This window comes from Caballeronia sp. SEWSISQ10-4 2 (assembly GCF_030464885.1).
In the GTDB taxonomy this organism is placed as follows: domain Bacteria; phylum Pseudomonadota; class Gammaproteobacteria; order Burkholderiales; family Burkholderiaceae; genus Caballeronia.
In genome coordinates, this window is the sequence record NZ_JALPRJ010000013.1 from 52,209 (window position 1) to 67,617 (window position 15,409).

15 protein-coding genes are annotated in these 15,409 nt (G+C 60.0%); 9 read left to right on the top strand and 6 right to left on the bottom strand.

The window, feature by feature from the left end; genetic code table 11:
• Positions 1 to 108: 108 nt before the first annotated feature.
• From mnmC to M0D69_RS11415, 8 genes are all read left to right on the top strand, one after another.
• Positions 109 to 1,989 (top strand): FAD-dependent 5-carboxymethylaminomethyl-2-thiouridine(34) oxidoreductase MnmC, encoded by a 1,881-nt coding sequence (gene mnmC / locus M0D69_RS11380; protein WP_301782124.1) that lies wholly within the window; start codon positions 109 to 111, stop codon positions 1,987 to 1,989.
• Positions 1,990 to 2,724: 735 nt separating this feature from the next.
• Positions 2,725 to 3,927: a cation:proton antiporter gene (locus M0D69_RS11385; protein ID WP_301782125.1), complete on the top strand. Its 1,203-nt coding sequence runs from the start codon at positions 2,725 to 2,727 to the stop codon at positions 3,925 to 3,927.
• 126 nt (positions 3,928 to 4,053) lie between these two features.
• Positions 4,054 to 5,169 carry a YbdK family carboxylate-amine ligase gene (locus M0D69_RS11390; RefSeq protein ID WP_301782126.1) on the top strand — a complete coding sequence of 372 codons (1,116 nt, stop codon included), beginning with the start codon at positions 4,054 to 4,056 and terminating at the stop codon, positions 5,167 to 5,169.
• Between the two features lie 696 nt (positions 5,170 to 5,865).
• Positions 5,866 to 6,510 carry a MarR family winged helix-turn-helix transcriptional regulator gene (locus M0D69_RS11395; protein ID WP_301782127.1) on the top strand — a complete coding sequence of 215 codons (645 nt, stop codon included), beginning with the start codon at positions 5,866 to 5,868 and terminating at the stop codon, positions 6,508 to 6,510.
• A 197-nt stretch (positions 6,511 to 6,707) separates the two neighbouring features.
• Positions 6,708 to 7,427: a glutamine amidotransferase gene (locus M0D69_RS11400; protein ID WP_301782128.1), complete on the top strand. Its 720-nt coding sequence runs from the start codon at positions 6,708 to 6,710 to the stop codon at positions 7,425 to 7,427.
• A 32-nt stretch (positions 7,428 to 7,459) separates the two neighbouring features.
• Positions 7,460 to 8,167 carry an MOSC domain-containing protein gene (locus M0D69_RS11405; protein ID WP_301782129.1) on the top strand — a complete coding sequence of 236 codons (708 nt, stop codon included), beginning with the start codon at positions 7,460 to 7,462 and terminating at the stop codon, positions 8,165 to 8,167.
• A gap of 100 nt (positions 8,168 to 8,267) precedes the next feature.
• Positions 8,268 to 9,380 carry an NADH:flavin oxidoreductase/NADH oxidase gene (locus M0D69_RS11410; RefSeq protein WP_301782130.1) on the top strand — a complete coding sequence of 371 codons (1,113 nt, stop codon included), beginning with the start codon at positions 8,268 to 8,270 and terminating at the stop codon, positions 9,378 to 9,380.
• Between the two features lie 250 nt (positions 9,381 to 9,630).
• Positions 9,631 to 10,086, top strand: a complete 456-nt coding sequence (locus M0D69_RS11415; RefSeq protein ID WP_301782131.1) for an SET domain-containing protein — start codon at positions 9,631 to 9,633, stop codon at positions 10,084 to 10,086.
• A 55-nt stretch (positions 10,087 to 10,141) separates the two neighbouring features.
• Here the strand turns inward: M0D69_RS11415 and M0D69_RS11420 are convergent, their stop codons facing one another.
• The 4 genes from M0D69_RS11420 to M0D69_RS11435 form a co-directional block, all read right to left on the bottom strand.
• Positions 10,142 to 11,587 carry a sensor histidine kinase gene (locus M0D69_RS11420; protein ID WP_301782185.1) on the bottom strand — a complete coding sequence of 482 codons (1,446 nt, stop codon included), beginning with the start codon at positions 11,585 to 11,587 and terminating at the stop codon, positions 10,142 to 10,144.
• Positions 11,588 to 11,695: 108 nt separating this feature from the next.
• A complete protein-coding gene (locus tag M0D69_RS11425) occupies positions 11,696 to 12,382 on the bottom strand; it encodes a response regulator transcription factor (RefSeq protein WP_301782132.1) in 687 nt (228 codons plus the stop codon).
• Between the two features lie 94 nt (positions 12,383 to 12,476).
• Positions 12,477 to 12,599 (bottom strand): hypothetical protein, encoded by a 123-nt coding sequence (locus tag M0D69_RS11430; protein WP_301782133.1) that lies wholly within the window; start codon positions 12,597 to 12,599, stop codon positions 12,477 to 12,479.
• Between the two features lie 335 nt (positions 12,600 to 12,934).
• Complete coding sequence (locus tag M0D69_RS11435) at positions 12,935 to 13,231, bottom strand: 4a-hydroxytetrahydrobiopterin dehydratase (RefSeq protein ID WP_301782134.1); 297 nt, start codon at positions 13,229 to 13,231, stop codon at positions 12,935 to 12,937.
• A 94-nt stretch (positions 13,232 to 13,325) separates the two neighbouring features.
• On the opposite strand from M0D69_RS11435, the gene M0D69_RS11440 reads away from it, so the two are divergent.
• Positions 13,326 to 13,814 (top strand): Lrp/AsnC family transcriptional regulator, encoded by a 489-nt coding sequence (locus tag M0D69_RS11440; protein WP_301782135.1) that lies wholly within the window; start codon positions 13,326 to 13,328, stop codon positions 13,812 to 13,814.
• Here the strand turns inward: M0D69_RS11440 and M0D69_RS11445 are convergent.
• Positions 13,811 to 14,329 carry a class IV adenylate cyclase gene (locus M0D69_RS11445; RefSeq protein ID WP_301782136.1) on the bottom strand — a complete coding sequence of 173 codons (519 nt, stop codon included), beginning with the start codon at positions 14,327 to 14,329 and terminating at the stop codon, positions 13,811 to 13,813. The two genes, M0D69_RS11440 and M0D69_RS11445, sit on opposite strands and share 4 nt — an antisense overlap.
• A 107-nt stretch (positions 14,330 to 14,436) precedes the next feature.
• Positions 14,437 to 15,357, bottom strand: a complete 921-nt coding sequence (locus M0D69_RS11450) for a LysR family transcriptional regulator (protein ID WP_301782137.1) — start codon at positions 15,355 to 15,357, stop codon at positions 14,437 to 14,439.
• Positions 15,358 to 15,409 lie beyond the last annotated feature (52 nt).

Consider the following 15,409-nt stretch of genomic DNA (forward strand, 5'->3'; position numbering starts at 1 on the left):
CGGCGTTCACGCGCGAAGCCTTACCCCTATTAGCTTTGAGGGATCGCAGCGCAGCATCGGAAAAGCAACCTGACGGTCATATCAGCAGCAGGCTTTCAAACCTTTCGTATGACCCATACCTTTTGTAGCGAAAACGTGCTTGTCGATCGCTCGCGCTGGGCTCAGCGGCGGAATTTCTCGGTTCTGCAGGCGCAATTCGATGCTGGGCGGTTGTTTATCGACACATGGGCTGCATGGCGCGACGATCCACAGCGTTGCGAGCGCCTGAACTTCGTCGCGGTCGGGCCGCTAACGTCGCTTGATGTTCCCGACGTCCTCGCCGATCAGCCCGAGCTTTCCCAATCGCTAATCGATGCCTGGCCGATGCGGGTTGCGGGGCTTCATCGGCTTGAGTTCGAGCAGGGGCGCGTGGTGTTGACGCTGGCTATCGGTGAGCTGGGCAGTGTGCTGCAGAAGCTTTGGTTGCGCGCGGATTCCTTTTACCTGCGTCTCTCCGATACCGATGCGAAGCTGGCCTATATCATCAAAGCGCTGGCGCGTGTCGCGGGGAATCAGGCGACGCTCTGCGCCGAGGCGCATCCGCTGCTTTCGCGCGCGCTCGAAGACGCGGGTTTTGTCCGTGATGGCGATGAAACCCCGGGCGCGGTATATGTGAGCGCGCGCTTCGCGCCGCGCTGGCGCGTGCGGCGTCATGAACCACCGGTTGCGTTGGCGATTGAAGCGCTGACGTCGTCGGTTTCCGCTTCTGGTCCGATCCTGACACGGGCTCCTGCTCAGCCGTTCCCCCCACGCCATGCAATCGTCATCGGAGCTGGCCTTGCTGGCTGTGCGATCACGGAACGCCTTGCCTCCAGAGGATGGCGCATCACCCTGATCGAGCGCCACGACGATCTGGCTCGCGACGCATCGGGCAATCCCGCCGGCGTTTTCCATCCGATCGTCTGGCGCGACGACAGCATCGCCGCCCGCCTGACGCGCGCGGGATTCCTCTACGCGCTTCACCGATGGTCGGAGCTCGAACGCGCGGGCCACAATCTCGAGCGCAGCCACGAAGGCTTGCTGCAAATCGCGGATTCCCCCGACGATGCGCGTGCGATTGCATCGGCGATCAAGCGTTTCGGCTTGCCCGCGTCCTATGTAGTCGCCGTCGATGAACACGAAGCCACGCACCTAGCCGGTCACCCCGTCGCGCGGCCCGGATGGTTTTTCCCCCGTGGCGGCTGGATTTCCCCAGCCGCGATATGCGCAGCGCAATGCGCGGCCGCGGGCGATCTGCTAACGCCTTGTTTCGGCACGGAAGTCGCGCGTATCGAACGGGAAAACGGCACATGGACCGCCTTCGATACCGCTGGCCACGCGCTCGCCCAAGCCCCGGTCGTGATTCTCGCGAACGCCGGCGATGCGCAACGCATCGCCGGGCTTCACGGACTTCCGACCCGCGGTGTGCGAGGCCAGCTCACGCTGCTGAACACGAGTCCGCTGGATGGCTTGCGCGTGCCGATTGTCGGCGATGGCTACGCCGTGCCGCTCGGCGCTCATTGCACGTTGACGGGCGCGACCTACGATATCGACGACATCGACGCCCGGATCCAGCCTCTTGGTCATATCGAAAACCTCGAACGCATCGCCCGAATGTTGCCGGCGATGACCTCGTTCGAACCCAAACCTGAAACGCTGGAAGGTCGCGTGGCTTTCCGGTCGGTGACGAGTGACCGCATGCCGATGATCGGCGCCCTCGCCGACGAATCCGCCGCACGCGTCGACGCAACCCGTCTTTCCGGCGCGTGGCCGCTCGATTTGCCGCGGTCGCCCGGTTTATACGGCGCGTTTGCGTTCGGTTCACGCGGACTGGTGTGGTCGACGCTGGCCGCCGAGCTGATCGCGGCGCAAATCGAGGGCGAACCGTGGCCGATAGAACGCGAACTGGCCGACGCCATCGATCCGGCACGCTTCCTTCTACGTGCCTTACGACAAGGCGAGTTCAGCTAAAAACCTTCGCCGGCAAACTATCCACTGCAGCCTGTGGATAACGTGGCGAATTTCGCGCGAATGACCTGTGTACTCGCTGTGGGCGTAAACGGGACAACTCGGCTGCCCGGCGAATCCGGCCAAAGTTGTTCCGTGTTCACCCTCTGGCGCCCACATCTTCACGATGCGCTTATGCGTCCTTCAACCGTTTGTAAACGCTGGCGAAAATAGAGTTATCCACAGAAATCGTCAGGCCTTGTTAACTACTACTACGTATATATAAACAAAACTTGTAAACCTTAAAACCACCGTCATCGGCAGCACTCAAAGTCAAAAAAGGCCCGTTACCGCAGACAAATCAACGATGAAGTCCGGTCCTTCGAGAGGTAGATTTTTCTCATTCGGACACGATAAAACCCATTGTTACCGCTTTATTTTCACTGACCGGCGATTAAAGAGAGGGTGCCGGGAGCTATGGCACAATCGCCGTTCTTTCGTTTGGCAGCCTCGCCGGCTTATCGCTTCAAACCGCGCTCTACGCGAGCACGTGGATTGAAAAAACGCTGCGAACCTTGCCGTGACGGCAACGGACCACCAGGCGGATCGGCTGTCAATTGGCTAACCGGTGCTGACAAGGCTTGACGCAGCCTGAAGAATCATCAGGCAACGAATCTTTCCGGCAACGCGCACCGTTGCCGCGCACTAACTGCCTACTTACTGTCTATCCGCACTAGCTGCGAAGGAGAAGTCCTCACGATGAAGTCGGCCTTTTCATTCTTACCGGTCTGGCCACTCGCACCCGATGCCATTTTTTGGGCCGGGCTCGCACTGGTCGCCGCTGGCCTTTGCGGCGAACTGCTCTGGCGCGCCTGGCGCCTGCCGCGCATCACGGGCTACGCTGTCATCGGCCTGATTGCCGGGAATGCGGGTTTTGGTGTTATCGATGTCAGTTCGGCCGGAATCTCGCGGCCATTGCTTGACGTTGCGCTCGGCCTGCTCCTGTTTGAACTTGGCAGCCGGCTCGATTTGCGCTGGATTCGCCGGAATCCTTATCTGATCCTGTCGAGCATTGCGGAAAGTACGCTCACGTTCGGCTTCGTGCTGATCGCGTTGACGTTGTGCAACGTGCCGACCATGCCGTCGGTGGTGATCGCCGCGATCGCGATGGCCACATCGCCAGCCATGGTCATTCAACTGCGCACCGAACTGCGCGCCGAAGGTCAGGTCACGCAGCGCCTGCTCACGCTGACCGCGCTCAACAGCATGTACGCGGTGATCGTGGAAAAGCTCGCGGCCGGCGTGCTGCATCAGGAAATCTACGGCAATACGCTCGCGACCATCGTGCAGCCGCTTTATCTGCTGCTCGGCTCGCTCGTGCTCGCTTTGGCGCTCGCGCTGGCGTGCAACCTGCTGTATCGACGGCTCAATACCAACGACGAACATTCGTTCGTCGCGTTGTTCGGGCTCGTGCTGCTCGCCATCGCCATCGCACATGTGTTCAAGCTGTCGACCATTCTTGCGTTGCTGGCGGCCGGCATCATCGTGAAGAATTCGAACGAGCGCCCGCAACTCTGGCCCACGCATTTCGGCACCGCAGGCTGGTTGCTGACCGTGATCTTGTTTGCGCTGACGCTGACATCGTTCGAATGGCACGATATCGCGCTTGGCGGTGTGGCTGCGCTGGCGCTGATCGTGGCGCGTTTTGTCGGCAAGCTGGCCGGTGTGCTGATCTTCGCGAAACCGAGCGGGCTCAACTGGAAACAGGGCGCGGCGCTCGGTGTAGCACTGACGCCGATGTCGGCGCTGGCGTACCTTCTCGTCGACGATATGTATGTGCTTTATCCCGATTACGACCCGACGCTGCGGGCAATCGTGATGTGCTCGATCGTTGTACTGCAGATTGTTACGCCGTTTCTCGTGTATCGCAGCTTGTCGGCGATCGGCGAACGGCGCGAGTAACGTTTTATCCTGTTTTTTCTCGGGTCGCCGGGCGCGTCGCTGAGCTCGTCACTGAGCGCGTTACCGGGCGCGCCGCGCCGATAAGGTGTTGGCCGAAGACCCAGGCTTTGTCAATCAAGAGGCACCATGTCACTCGAACCTTTCATCAACTCGGAGCCGTTCACCTTCGGCGTCGAACTCGAGATCCAGGTCGTCAATACCCACGACTACGACCTGACGAAGGCCGCCTCCGATCTCATGCGGCTCGTCAAGGACGAAAAAATCCCCGGCAACATCACGCCGGAGATCACCGAAAGCATGATCGAGCTGTCCACCGGCATCTGTACGACGCACGAACAGGCCGTAACGGACCTCCACGCCATTCGCGACACCTTGGTGGCCGCTGCTGACCACCTCAACGTGGGGCTGTGTGGCGGTGGCACGCACGCGTTCCAGCAGTGGAGCGACCGCCAGATCTTCGATACACCGCGCTTTCAGTACCTTTCCGAACTCTACGGTTACCTCGCGAAGCAGTTCACGGTGTTCGGCCAGCATGTGCACATTGGCTGCCCGGATCCGGACAGCGCGTTGTTCCTGCTGCATTCCATGTCGCGCTTCATTCCGCATTTCATCGCGTTGTCGGCTTCCTCGCCGTATGTGCAGGGCGTGGATACCGGCTTCCATTCCGCGCGCCTTAATTCTGTATTTGCATTCCCATTGTCCGGCCGCGCGCCGTTCACGCTGACATGGGACAGCTTTGAGGAATATTTCTCGAAGATGGTCAGCACCGGCGTGGTCAACAGCATGAAAGACTTCTACTGGGACATCCGGCCAAAACCAGGATTTGGGACGATCGAAGTCCGTGTGATGGACACGCCGCTGTCCGTCGATCGCGCGGCGGCGATTGCTTGCTACATCCAGACGCTCGCGCGCTACCTGCTGCTCGACAAACCCCTTACGCTCAAGGAAGACGATTACCTCGTCTACACGTTCAACCGGTTCGAGGCATGCCGCTTCGGCCTGGAAGGCAGTTGCATTGATCCGCAGACGGGCGAGCGCCGCACGATCGCCGAAGATATCCTGGCAACGCTCGATGTGATCGCGCCTCACGCAGACGCGCTCGGCTCGAACGAAGCGCTGCGCCAGGTCGGCGATATCGCGCGCAGCAATATGAACGACGCGACCTGGCTGCGCGGCGTTTTCGACCGCGAGCGTTCGCTGCATGAAGCAGTTCGCCAGCAGTGTTTGCAGTGGCGCGAATGAACCGGACGACCGCGATTCGTGCGGTTTGAGCCGGTCGCAGAAAAAAAAGAAATCCGCTTACCGGCGGGTTTTTTTTCGTCACATTCTTTCTGACCGATGCCGATAACCTGTCTCCAAGGTTTACTGTTATGAAGTCGTATACATACGTAATAGTAGTTAACAAGCATCGCGCGATTCTGTGGACAACCGATAAAATCGTCGCAAACTCAATGATTTGGAGTGCGCATAACCGTGGTGCCGGGCCTTGCATCGAGCGGGGCAACGCGGGACAACAAGCGGGCTGTTTTTGACGCGGGGGGGTTATCAAGAATCGGCGCACATCGAATAATGCGGTTATCCACCCCCTTATCCACAATGTTTTGTGAATAACTAAGGTGTACGTTTGTTCCGGGTCGCTTAGAATGTCGGTTTTACCGGTAGGGAGAAGCAGAGCCGGTGAACAAACGAAGCGCTCGACGGTCTAGAACAGGCGCCACGGAGAAACATAGATGTCCTGATCCGGACGACGAACTAGCCGCATCGGTTCGATCGCCTGAATTTTGAGACGGTAGTTGATACGAAAGGATTCGTCGGTCGGATACGTCGGCGATTAAGCCTGCAGCGACTTGGGTAAAACGAGCGGGGTCTGACGTTTTACCGGTTTCAAGCCGTTGCTGAACCATCAGATAAGCATCAAGAAAGACGAAGCGAACGACTATGAGCGAAGGCGTATATGGAGAGCAGGCCACAGGGCGGGTGACCCACGGCTTGCTGCGGTTGAGCACGGCGATGCGTAGCCAGGCATGGGAATGGGCTGAGGGTGCGGGCTTGACGCCGACCCAGGGCGAAATTCTCGTGTTGCTGATGCAGCGACGCGGTCCAATGCGGCTTGGCGAGATCGCACGGGAAACGGCCTTGACTGCCGCGACCACCAGCGATGCCGTCAGCACGCTGGAAGGCAAGGGTCTGGTCGAAAAGCGCCGGGCGCTTGACGACGGCCGAGCGCTGGCAGTGCGCCTGACCGCGCGCGGAAAGACGGCGGCCAAGAAGGCGCTGGTCTGGCCGGAGTTTTTGTCGAAGGCAGTCGGGACGTTGAAAGCCGATGAGCAGACGCAGTTGTACCGCAGCCTGCTCAAGACCATTCGACAGCTCGAAGTGGTGCAGCAGATTCCGCCGCATCGCATGTGCCTGAGCTGCACGCACCTCGAAGCGAGCAAGAACCCGAAGAAAACGCCGCATCACTGCACGTTGCTGAACATCGACATGGCCGATACCGATCTGCGCCTCGATTGTTCGGTATACGAAGAAGGCGATCTGTCCAAGCAGAAGAAGAACTGGAAGATTTTCGCGCAGCTCGCATAAGCGCCGCTGCGTAAATCTCTTCTTTCGCCGCTCGTGCTTCGCGTTCTGAACGCGAAGCACGCGAGTGTCGGTTAGACTATTCGAGCCGCGCGCCCGTTGGCGGTGCGCTGGCTGCTCGACTGTGCCTCCGCTTTCCGTGCGCCGCTTGATGCCGCGCGCTCCGACCTCAGCTTGCCGGCTATCCTGGATGACCGCCGATGAAACGTGAAGTCCTGGCGATACGCCACGTCTATTTCGAAGATCTCGGCAGCCTGGAACTGGTGCTGGGCGATCGTGGCCAACTGGTGCGTTATCTCGACGTGGGCCGTGCTCGCATCGACGCTCCCAATCCACTCGACACTTCATTAATGGTTGTCCTCGGCGGCCCGATCGGCGCCTATGACGACGCGCTTTTTCCCCATTTGAATCCATTGCTTGCGATGCTGGAAAAGCGCATTGCGGCCGGCTTGCCGACTATCGGCATCTGCCTGGGTGCGCAGTTGATTGCCCGCGCGCTGGGTGCGAAGGTTTATCCGGCGCCGCAAAAGGAAATCGGCTGGAAGGCGCTGACGCTGACCGAGGCGGGACGGGCATCGGCATTGCGGCATTTTGAAGCCGATGGTCAGCCGACACCGGTTCTTCACTGGCACGGCGATACCTTCGATCTCCCCGATGGCGCCACCCGGCTGGCTTCCACAGACCTTTGCGAGAATCAGGCTTTCAGTTGGGGCGATCACGTTCTAGCGCTGCAATGCCACCCTGAAGTTCTCGTCGACCGGTTCGAAACCTGGCTGATAGCGTACCCCGGCGAAGTGGCGGCAAGCGGCACCGACGTGCCGACCTTACGCGCCGATACCGCCAAGCATGGCCCCGCGCTCGAACGTGCCGCGCGCAAGATGTTTGGCGAGTGGCTCGACCGCTTTGAGCCGGCTAAATAAAGGTTTAGAGAACGCACTGAAGGTAACGCACCATGAATCCTGTTATCGATGCCGTCCTTGCGGGCGTAGTCGCACCGCTTGGCACGCAGGGAAAATACAGCGCGATTCACAAGGTGCCGGTGGCGGTGCGGGTTCATGTCGGAGAAACCGGCATGGAAGGCGACCACCAATTCGAGCGCAAGCATCACGGTGGCCCCGAGAAAGCGCTGCATCACTACAGCCGCGACCACTACGCCGTCTGGCGCGACGAATGGCCTGAATCATCAACGGGTTTGACGCGCTTCGATACCCCCGGCGCATTCGGCGAAAACATCTCGACTCGCGGTTTGAATGAAGCAGATGTTTGTGTCGGCGATATGTATCGTCTTGGCACGGTGATCGTGCAGGTGTCGCAGCCGCGCCAGCCGTGCTGGAAACTGAACCTCCATTTTTCCCGCGATGACATGTCGCGGCGCGTGCAGGACACGCGTCGTACCGGCTGGTATTACCGCGTGCTGGAACCCGGTGAAATGGGCGCCGGCGATGTCATGGAGCGGCTCGCGCGACCGCATCCCGAATGGAGCGTCGAACGTCTGCTGCGGGTGCTTTACGTCGATCGCGACGATCAGGCATCGCTGGAAAAGATGGCGATGCTCGAGGCATTGACGCCGTCATGGAGAAGTACCGCGGCGAAGCGGCTCGATACCGGCAAGGTCGAGTCCTGGGCGTTGAGATTGAATACGCCGGAGGGCGAGAAGTAGGCGTTGATGTTATCGGTGGGGCAATCGCGCCGGCTATCAGCAGGGAGAAAACCGAAGTGCTATTCTAAAACGCCCTTTTCCCTCCCTCGGAAACTCTCCCATGAGCGCTCTGTTTTCGCCATTCACGCTGCGGAGCGTGACGATTCCGAACCGCATCGTCGTCTCGCCGATGTGCCAGTACTCAGCCGAACGCGGCGAGGCCACCGCGTGGCACATGATCCACCTCGGACACCTCGCGCTCTCTGGCGCCGGCATGCTCTGCCTCGAAGCCACCGCAGTCGAACCCGATGGCCGCATCACGCCTGGCGACCTCGGCCTCTGGGACGACGCCACTGAAGCGGCGCTCAAACCGGTCATTGGCGCAATCCGGAAGTATTCGCACGTTGCCATCACGATGCAACTTGGCCATGCAGGCCGCAAAGCGTCGAGCGCGGTGCCATGGGAAGGCGGTCAGCTGATCGCTGTGTCAGATGGTGGCTGGATGCCCTCGGCACCGTCGGCGATCCCGCATAAGGAAGGTGAAACGCCGCCGCTCGCACTTGATGCAGCCGGCTTGATCCGCGTGCGTGAAGCTTTCGTGGCAACGGCGAAACGCGCGGCGCGCCTGGGGTTGGATGGGCTCGAAGTGCATGCCGCCCACGGTTATCTGCTGCATCAGTTTCTTTCGCCGCTGGCAAACCAGCGCACCGACGAATACGGTGGTTCGCTCGAAAATCGCATGCGTTTTCCGCTCGAAGTCTTTGACGCCGTGCGCGCTGCTTTTCCCGCCGATAAACCCGTCGGCTTGCGGGTGTCGGCATCGGACTGGGTGGAGGGCGGCTGGGATCTCGAGCAGACCATCGCGTTCGTGAAGGAGTTGCAGAAACACAAGGTGGACTGGATCGATGTCTCGTCGGGCGGCGTATCGCCGTTGCAAAAAATCCCGCTGTCACCCGGTTATCAACTGCCGTTTGCAAAAGCCATCAAGGAAGCAACGGGCGTGAACACAATGGGCGTTGGCCTGATCACCGATCCGCAGCATGCCGAAGAGATCATTGAGTCCGGTCAGGCGGATATGGTCGCGCTCGCGCGTGCGCTGCTCTACAATCCGCGCTGGCCGTGGCACGCGGCCGCGCAGCTTGGTGCGACTGTCGAGGCGCCGCCGCAATACTGGCGCTCGCAGCCGCGTGACCAAAAAGCGTTGTTCGGCGATATCTCTTTCGGCCAACGCTGAAACACGCAGCATGAATAAAGAGAGCGGTTGAATTCGTGCGCGCCTAACGTGTACGATGCCGATGTTCGCCTGCGTGGTTTCAACCGTGCAGGCAGCAAAACGAAGGACAGCAACGCGGCGGCGCCTCGCATTCAGGCCGCCGCGTTTTTTTAATCCACGTTCCGGTTCGTCACCGTTCGCGTGAAACCGGGACGGGGCGAAGTTGAAGCGTCTGCCAAGCCAAACCGATTCGTTTTAAAGGATTCATTCGATGAGTTCACGGAGGGTCGCCGTCCGCCGTTCGGGCATACACGGCAAGGGCGTTTTCGCCGCGATGCCACTCGCCAAAGGCGAGCGGATTATCGAGTACAAGGGCGAACGCATTTCGTGGAAAGAGGCATTGCGCCGTCATCCGCACAACCCGGACGAGCCGAACCACACGTTCTATTTCGCGCTCGAAAACAGCAAGGTGATCGACGGCAAAGTCGATGGCAATAGCGCGCGCTACATCAACCATTCGTGCGCGCCGAATTGCGAAGCGGAAGAGAAGGAAGGGCGCGTGTTCATCCACGCGCTGCGTGCGATCAAAACCGATGAAGAGCTGTACTACGACTACGGTCTCGTCATCGACGGTCGCATCACGAAGAAGCTCAAGAAGGAATACGAGTGCCGTTGCGGCGCCAAAAAGTGCCGCGGCACGATGCTGGCGCTGAAGAAGAAAAAGTAAGGCTTTCGTACTGAAGTAAAAAAACGCCGCGGCAGGTCTCTGCCGTGGCGTTTTTCTATGCCACTTTCAAAGGCATCCGCACGATGAAACGCGCGCCGCCTTCGGGCGCTGGAGCATCTTCATAATGCACGCTGCCGTCGTGCAGCGCCATGATGTCGTGGACGATCGCCAGACCCAGTCCAGCGCCGCCTTCCACGCCGTGGCCGTCGCCGCGGAAGAAGCGTTTGAAGAGATCCTGCTGCTGTTCAAGCGGCACGCCGGGACCGTTATCTTCCACCACGATTTCGCCCATCCTGAGGCCATTTTCATCGACGGTTTGCGTCACCGTGACCGTCACACGTGCACCTTCGAGTCGCGACGTGGGCACGTATTTCAGGGCGTTATCGATGAGATTGCCGATCACCTCACGCACCAGCACGAGATTGCCGCGCACGATCAGGGGATGCTCATTATCGGGATCGTCGAGACGCTGAAAGCCCATGTCGACACCCGCGGCCAGCGCGCGCGGCACCCATTCGGCGCCGGTTTCGAACGCGAGCGCGGCGTAATCGAAATCGGTGAAACGCGCAGCCTGTTCGCCCGGCTCGGCGCGCGCGAGCGAAAGCAACTGGTTTGACAATCGCACAGCCCGATCTGCCGACGCCCGCAGCTCCTTAACCGCTTCCAGCACCTTCGCCGGATCCTTCGCGCTCGCCGCTTGCTCGGCGTGCAGCTTCACGGCGGTGAGCGGCGTGCGCAACTGATGCGCGGCATCGGCAATAAACTTGCGCTGGCCGTCCAGCGCCATCTTCAGGCGCTCGAGCAGGGCGTTCATCGCGCTCGTGAGCGGACGGATTTCGATGGGAACGAAGGATTCATCGACCGGTTCCAGCGACGTATGGGTCTGCCGGTTGAGGGTATCGGCGAGATCGGTCAGCGGGTTGAGTTGCTGGTTCACGACGCGCCACACGATGACCCAGCCCGCCAGCAGCAGGAGCAGCAGCGGCATCATGATCGCGACCATGAACTCGACGGCGATCCTGTAGCGCGAACCCACGCGCTGCGCCACTTCCACAACAATTGGATTGCCGTGCAATTGATCGACGCGCACCTGTGCCGCGCGCACGCTCGTGCCCTGGTAGTTGGTCTCGAAGACGTAGGCGTAATGAATCCGGCGCACGTTCGTGCCAGTCAGCGGCAGATCGGGTTCGCCGGCGATTTCGTTTTCACCGTCACTGATGCGGTAAATCAGTTGTTCGACGGGATCGGAAAACATCGCGCGGGCGAGCGGCGGCACGGTCAACGGTGCGTCGACGCCAGCGAGCTGGATCTGCTTCGAGATAGCCGTAGCGAGATCGGCAAGCGAGCGGTCGACCACATGCTGCGTGTATTGCCACGCGAGCCAGTACGCCATCAATCCGCTCATCAGCGCGAGCAGCGACAGCGGCGCAGCTAGGCGACGCAGCAGCGAGCGCCGCAGGCTGGGAGGCACGCGCTCAGACGTAGTTGCCGTCTGCGCCAGATGCAGCCAGTCGGCGCGATCGAAACGTTCGTCGGGTGTGCGCCGGGGAGGGAATCGCAAGGTGCTGGGTGACCGCTCGTCAGGCTGGTTAAGCCGTCGACAAACCGCTTACGCGGCCTGCCGGATTTCCTGCAGCAGGTAGCCGAAACCTCGCACTGTCACGATTTCCACGCGGCAGTTTTCGAGTTTCTTGCGTACCCGGTGCACATACACTTCGATGGCGGTGTCGCCGAGATCGCCGCCGAAGTGCGTCAGGTGATCCTGCAACTGCGCCTTGCTGACCACGCGGCCATGACGCAGCAACAGCATTTCGAGCACGGCGAATTCGCGCGGCGACAGTTCGAGCGGTTTTTCGTCGTTGAAAATGCGGCGATCCACACCCGACAGACGCAAGCCGCCCAGCGATACTTCCGGACGCGGTACATCGCCGTGCGGGCCGCTTCGGCGCATGACAGCGCGAATCCGGGCTTCGAGTTCGGTGGGTTCGAACGGCTTGAGCATGTAGTCGTCGGCGCCACTGTTCAGGCCCTGGACGCGGTCATGCAGTTCGTCACGTGCGGTCAGAATGATCACCGGCGTATGACGATTGCCCTGGCGGAAACGCGACAACAGCGTCATGCCGTCGATACCCGGCAAGCCGAGATCGAGAATCACCAGTTCATGGCGATTTTGCGTGAGCGCTTGCTCCGCGAAAATGCCGTCATGGACCATATCGACGGTAAAGCCGGCTTGTTCAAGGCTACTTTGAATGCCGCGCGCGATGGGGCGGTCGTCTTCGATCAGAAGGATTCGCATGGAAGTCGCTCTTATACGATGGGTTGGGCTCGATTGCGCGTCGCGGCCGCCAGCCGGAATTGCTCTACCTTTCTTTGCCGCGGCGCCGTCCGAGTCATATCAGCAATCCTTTTACGCCAAACGCTGCACCGCGCCTCGCCGTGCAGCGATTCTCCTGCGGCTGGACCTGCCCGAATTCCCAATCCACGGACGCCACGCCGAGATCGGGTTCTGGCATGCCCGCTCGCCCCGTGTGGCGACGAATTCAGTCGCGGCAAGGGGTTGATAGGCTGTCCAAACCGTATGCGCTGCTGATTGTACAGTGTCGGTCTGTCCCGCCAATGGACCGGCGGTACTGGAGTGCCCGAGTCGTTAAGAAAGCTTGCACATGTATTAATGGTTTGCTTTCCAGCTGAAAGGCTTTGTTGTCAAAGACTTGCAATTACCTTTGTTTCTGCTTTCGAACAAGCGCGTTCGGGCTGTTTCCGGGCAGCTTATTGCGATTTTTGAATGTTATTGTTTGTAATACGACTGTTACGCATTTGTCGCAGTAGTCAGCTTGGTAAGCGGATTTCATGCCGTTGATGTGATTGAATCGATGAATCTTGCGAGTCTCGCGTCGCGTTCCGTCAGGCCATTTGCCGCGTGCGTCGAGAGCGTGATTTCCACCTTGTCGTACACGTTCGACCATTCGGGATGGTGATCCATCTCCTGCGCTTTTATCGCCACTCGCGTCATGAAACCGAACGCTTCGTTGAAGTCCGCGAACTTGAAACTTCGGTGAATCGCATTGCCATCTTCGCTGAGTTGCCACTGCTTTAACTCGCCGAGAAGTTTGGATAGTTCGTCAGGTGCAAGTTTTTTGATCATGGCGGGATCTCCTTCCGTACGCTCGGACACCGCATGAGATTAGCCGAACACGCGGTAAACTTGCATCTCTCCGCTTTTTTCGCAGGATTCCCACATGGTTGACCTCGATCACTTCGATCTCGCGCTGCTCGACGTCTTACAACGGTTCGGCCGCGCGACGCATCAACAACTGGGTGAGGAAGTACCGCTGTCGCCGTCGCAGATTGGCCGGCGCCTGCAACGTCTGGAAGCAACCGGCGTGATCGAGGGTTATCGGGTCGTGCTGCGCCCCGAAAAGCTCGGGCTTGGCGTAACCGCGTTCACGAGCCTCAAGCTGAAACATCACGGCGATACGGTCATCGACCAGTTTCAGCAGCAGATCGACATGCTGCCAGAAGTGCTTGAATGCCACGCGACGGTTGGCGACGCCGATTATCTGCTGCGGATCGTCGCGCCAGATTTGAACGCGCTGTCCACGTTCGTCATGAAAAAGCTGATGCGCGTTCCCGGTGTAGACAGCGTGCGCTCCAACATCGTGCTGACTACGTTCAAGCGCAACGGACCGCTGCCGCTCGGACATCTCGCGGAAAATCTGAAGGATTAAGCCGGCTCGCTCAGCAGATCGACATACGCGACCGGCACCAGGTCGCTCGACACCACGCCAAGCCGCTCGAACCATTCCTCAGCTTCTTTTTCACCGTCGGCTTCGTCGTCATCCTCGGCGAGCAGCACTTCCAGTTCGATGAAATCGCCCAGGCCGTCCACGCGGTCCAGATTAATCCGCGTCCGCCCGACGATATACACGTGCCGCTCCTTATTCACGATACCGCGCGTGTCCAGCGCTTGTGCAAGCAGCGTGTGCATGGCTTCGGGGTTCGTTACCGGGCTGCGCGAATAGTACGAAACCTTCGGGCCGTCGCGGTCGTCACGTTGATAGAAGATCAGTTCGGCCGGCGTGTTGTCGTCGAATTGACGCAGTTTCAGGCGGCCGTTCGGCACATCGTAGAAAAAATCCTGCTGGCGGTAGATCAGCGGCGGTTCAGTCGCAAGCGCTGCCGCGCGCGCCAGAAGCTGGTCGAACTGATGCGCGCGAGCCTTGATTTCGATATTGCGTGCCATGTTGGAGTTTCCTGTTCACGTGGGCGCCAGATGCGCGACCCTCAGACTAACAAAATTTGATGACCGGAAGATTCATTGGCTTCGGTTCCTTGCCTTCCTTTCGCTGACTAGGTCGCCCATTGATCTTCAATCAGACGTAACGCTGCGGCGATGCCCGGTTCCTCGCGGCGCTCCGCGAGCACGATGAACGAAAGCTGCGTGGGCACCGTGACGCCTTCCACGATCGTCAGCGCATGCGCGTGTGCCTCGGCCAAAGCGATCGAATCGCGCACGAGTGTCAGGCCCACGCCAGACTTGACCAGATCGAGCATCGACGGCTCCTGATCCACTTCAGCCACCTTGATGGGCTGGACGCCGTGGGCATCGAAAATCCGCGTCAGCAAGCGGTTGTGCGCCGATTCCGGCGGCGTCCAGATCCATGGCAGACGCGCAAGCGCCACCCAGTTGAGTCCGCGGCTTTCCCCGTGCGTTATCCGGTTCACGCGGTCCTTCCATCCGGCCGGGGCCAGTACGCGATACAGATACGGCTTCAACTGCACGACGTGGAAGCGCTCGGCATCGCGCGGTTCATCGATTGCCGGATCGCCGATGTAAAACCCCACATCGAGATCGCGTGCCTTGATGCGCTCGCGCACCCAACCCGACATGCCATGCCGCAACGCGGTTTCAATGCGCGGATACGTCTCCACGAGCGCACGCAGAAAGCCGCCGAGCCGCAGGAATTCGGGATCGAGGATCGTACCGATAGTCAGGCGGCCGCTGACTTCTTGGCGAAGCGCGGCGGCGACCCGCTGGACCTCGCTCGCGGCATTCAGGGCGCGCTCCGCGTGCGGCAGCAGCGCTTCGCCGTCGCGCGTGAGGATCAAGCCGTGCGAGGTCCGCGAAAAGAGCGCGACGCCCAGCGTTTCCTGCAAGTTCTTGATTTGCAGGCTCACGGCAGGCTGCGACACGTGCAACCGCACGGCCGCACGCGTGAGATTGCCTTCGCGGGCAACGGTGACGAAGGCACGAAGAAGAGTCAGGTCCATGCCTGATATTAGCTCAGCTTATAACGCGGTTGAAGATATCTGATTGGATTGC

Bases quoted from the DNA above. Each gene is read 5' to 3' on its own strand.
- M0D69_RS11405 (WP_301782129.1), top strand. From the start codon at position 7,460: ATGAATCCTGTTATCGATGCCGTCCTTGCGGGCGTAGTCGCACCGCTT.
- M0D69_RS11435 (WP_301782134.1), bottom strand. From the start codon at position 13,231: ATGATCAAAAAACTTGCACCTGACGAACTATCCAAACTTCTCGGCGAG.
- M0D69_RS11410 (WP_301782130.1), top strand. From the start codon at position 8,268: ATGAGCGCTCTGTTTTCGCCATTCACGCTGCGGAGCGTGACGATTCCG.
- M0D69_RS11415 (WP_301782131.1), top strand. From the start codon at position 9,631: ATGAGTTCACGGAGGGTCGCCGTCCGCCGTTCGGGCATACACGGCAAG.
- M0D69_RS11430 (WP_301782133.1), bottom strand. From the start codon at position 12,599: ATGCCAGAACCCGATCTCGGCGTGGCGTCCGTGGATTGGGAATTCGGG.
- M0D69_RS11400 (WP_301782128.1), top strand. From the start codon at position 6,708: ATGAAACGTGAAGTCCTGGCGATACGCCACGTCTATTTCGAAGATCTC.
- M0D69_RS11445 (WP_301782136.1), bottom strand. From the start codon at position 14,329: ATGGCACGCAATATCGAAATCAAGGCTCGCGCGCATCAGTTCGACCAG.
- mnmC (WP_301782124.1), top strand. From the start codon at position 109: ATGACCCATACCTTTTGTAGCGAAAACGTGCTTGTCGATCGCTCGCGC.
- M0D69_RS11395 (WP_301782127.1), top strand. From the start codon at position 5,866: ATGAGCGAAGGCGTATATGGAGAGCAGGCCACAGGGCGGGTGACCCAC.
- M0D69_RS11450 (WP_301782137.1), bottom strand. From the start codon at position 15,357: ATGGACCTGACTCTTCTTCGTGCCTTCGTCACCGTTGCCCGCGAAGGC.
- M0D69_RS11385 (WP_301782125.1), top strand. From the start codon at position 2,725: ATGAAGTCGGCCTTTTCATTCTTACCGGTCTGGCCACTCGCACCCGAT.
- M0D69_RS11440 (WP_301782135.1), top strand. From the start codon at position 13,326: ATGGTTGACCTCGATCACTTCGATCTCGCGCTGCTCGACGTCTTACAA.
- M0D69_RS11425 (WP_301782132.1), bottom strand. From the start codon at position 12,382: ATGCGAATCCTTCTGATCGAAGACGACCGCCCCATCGCGCGCGGCATT.
- M0D69_RS11390 (WP_301782126.1), top strand. From the start codon at position 4,054: ATGTCACTCGAACCTTTCATCAACTCGGAGCCGTTCACCTTCGGCGTC.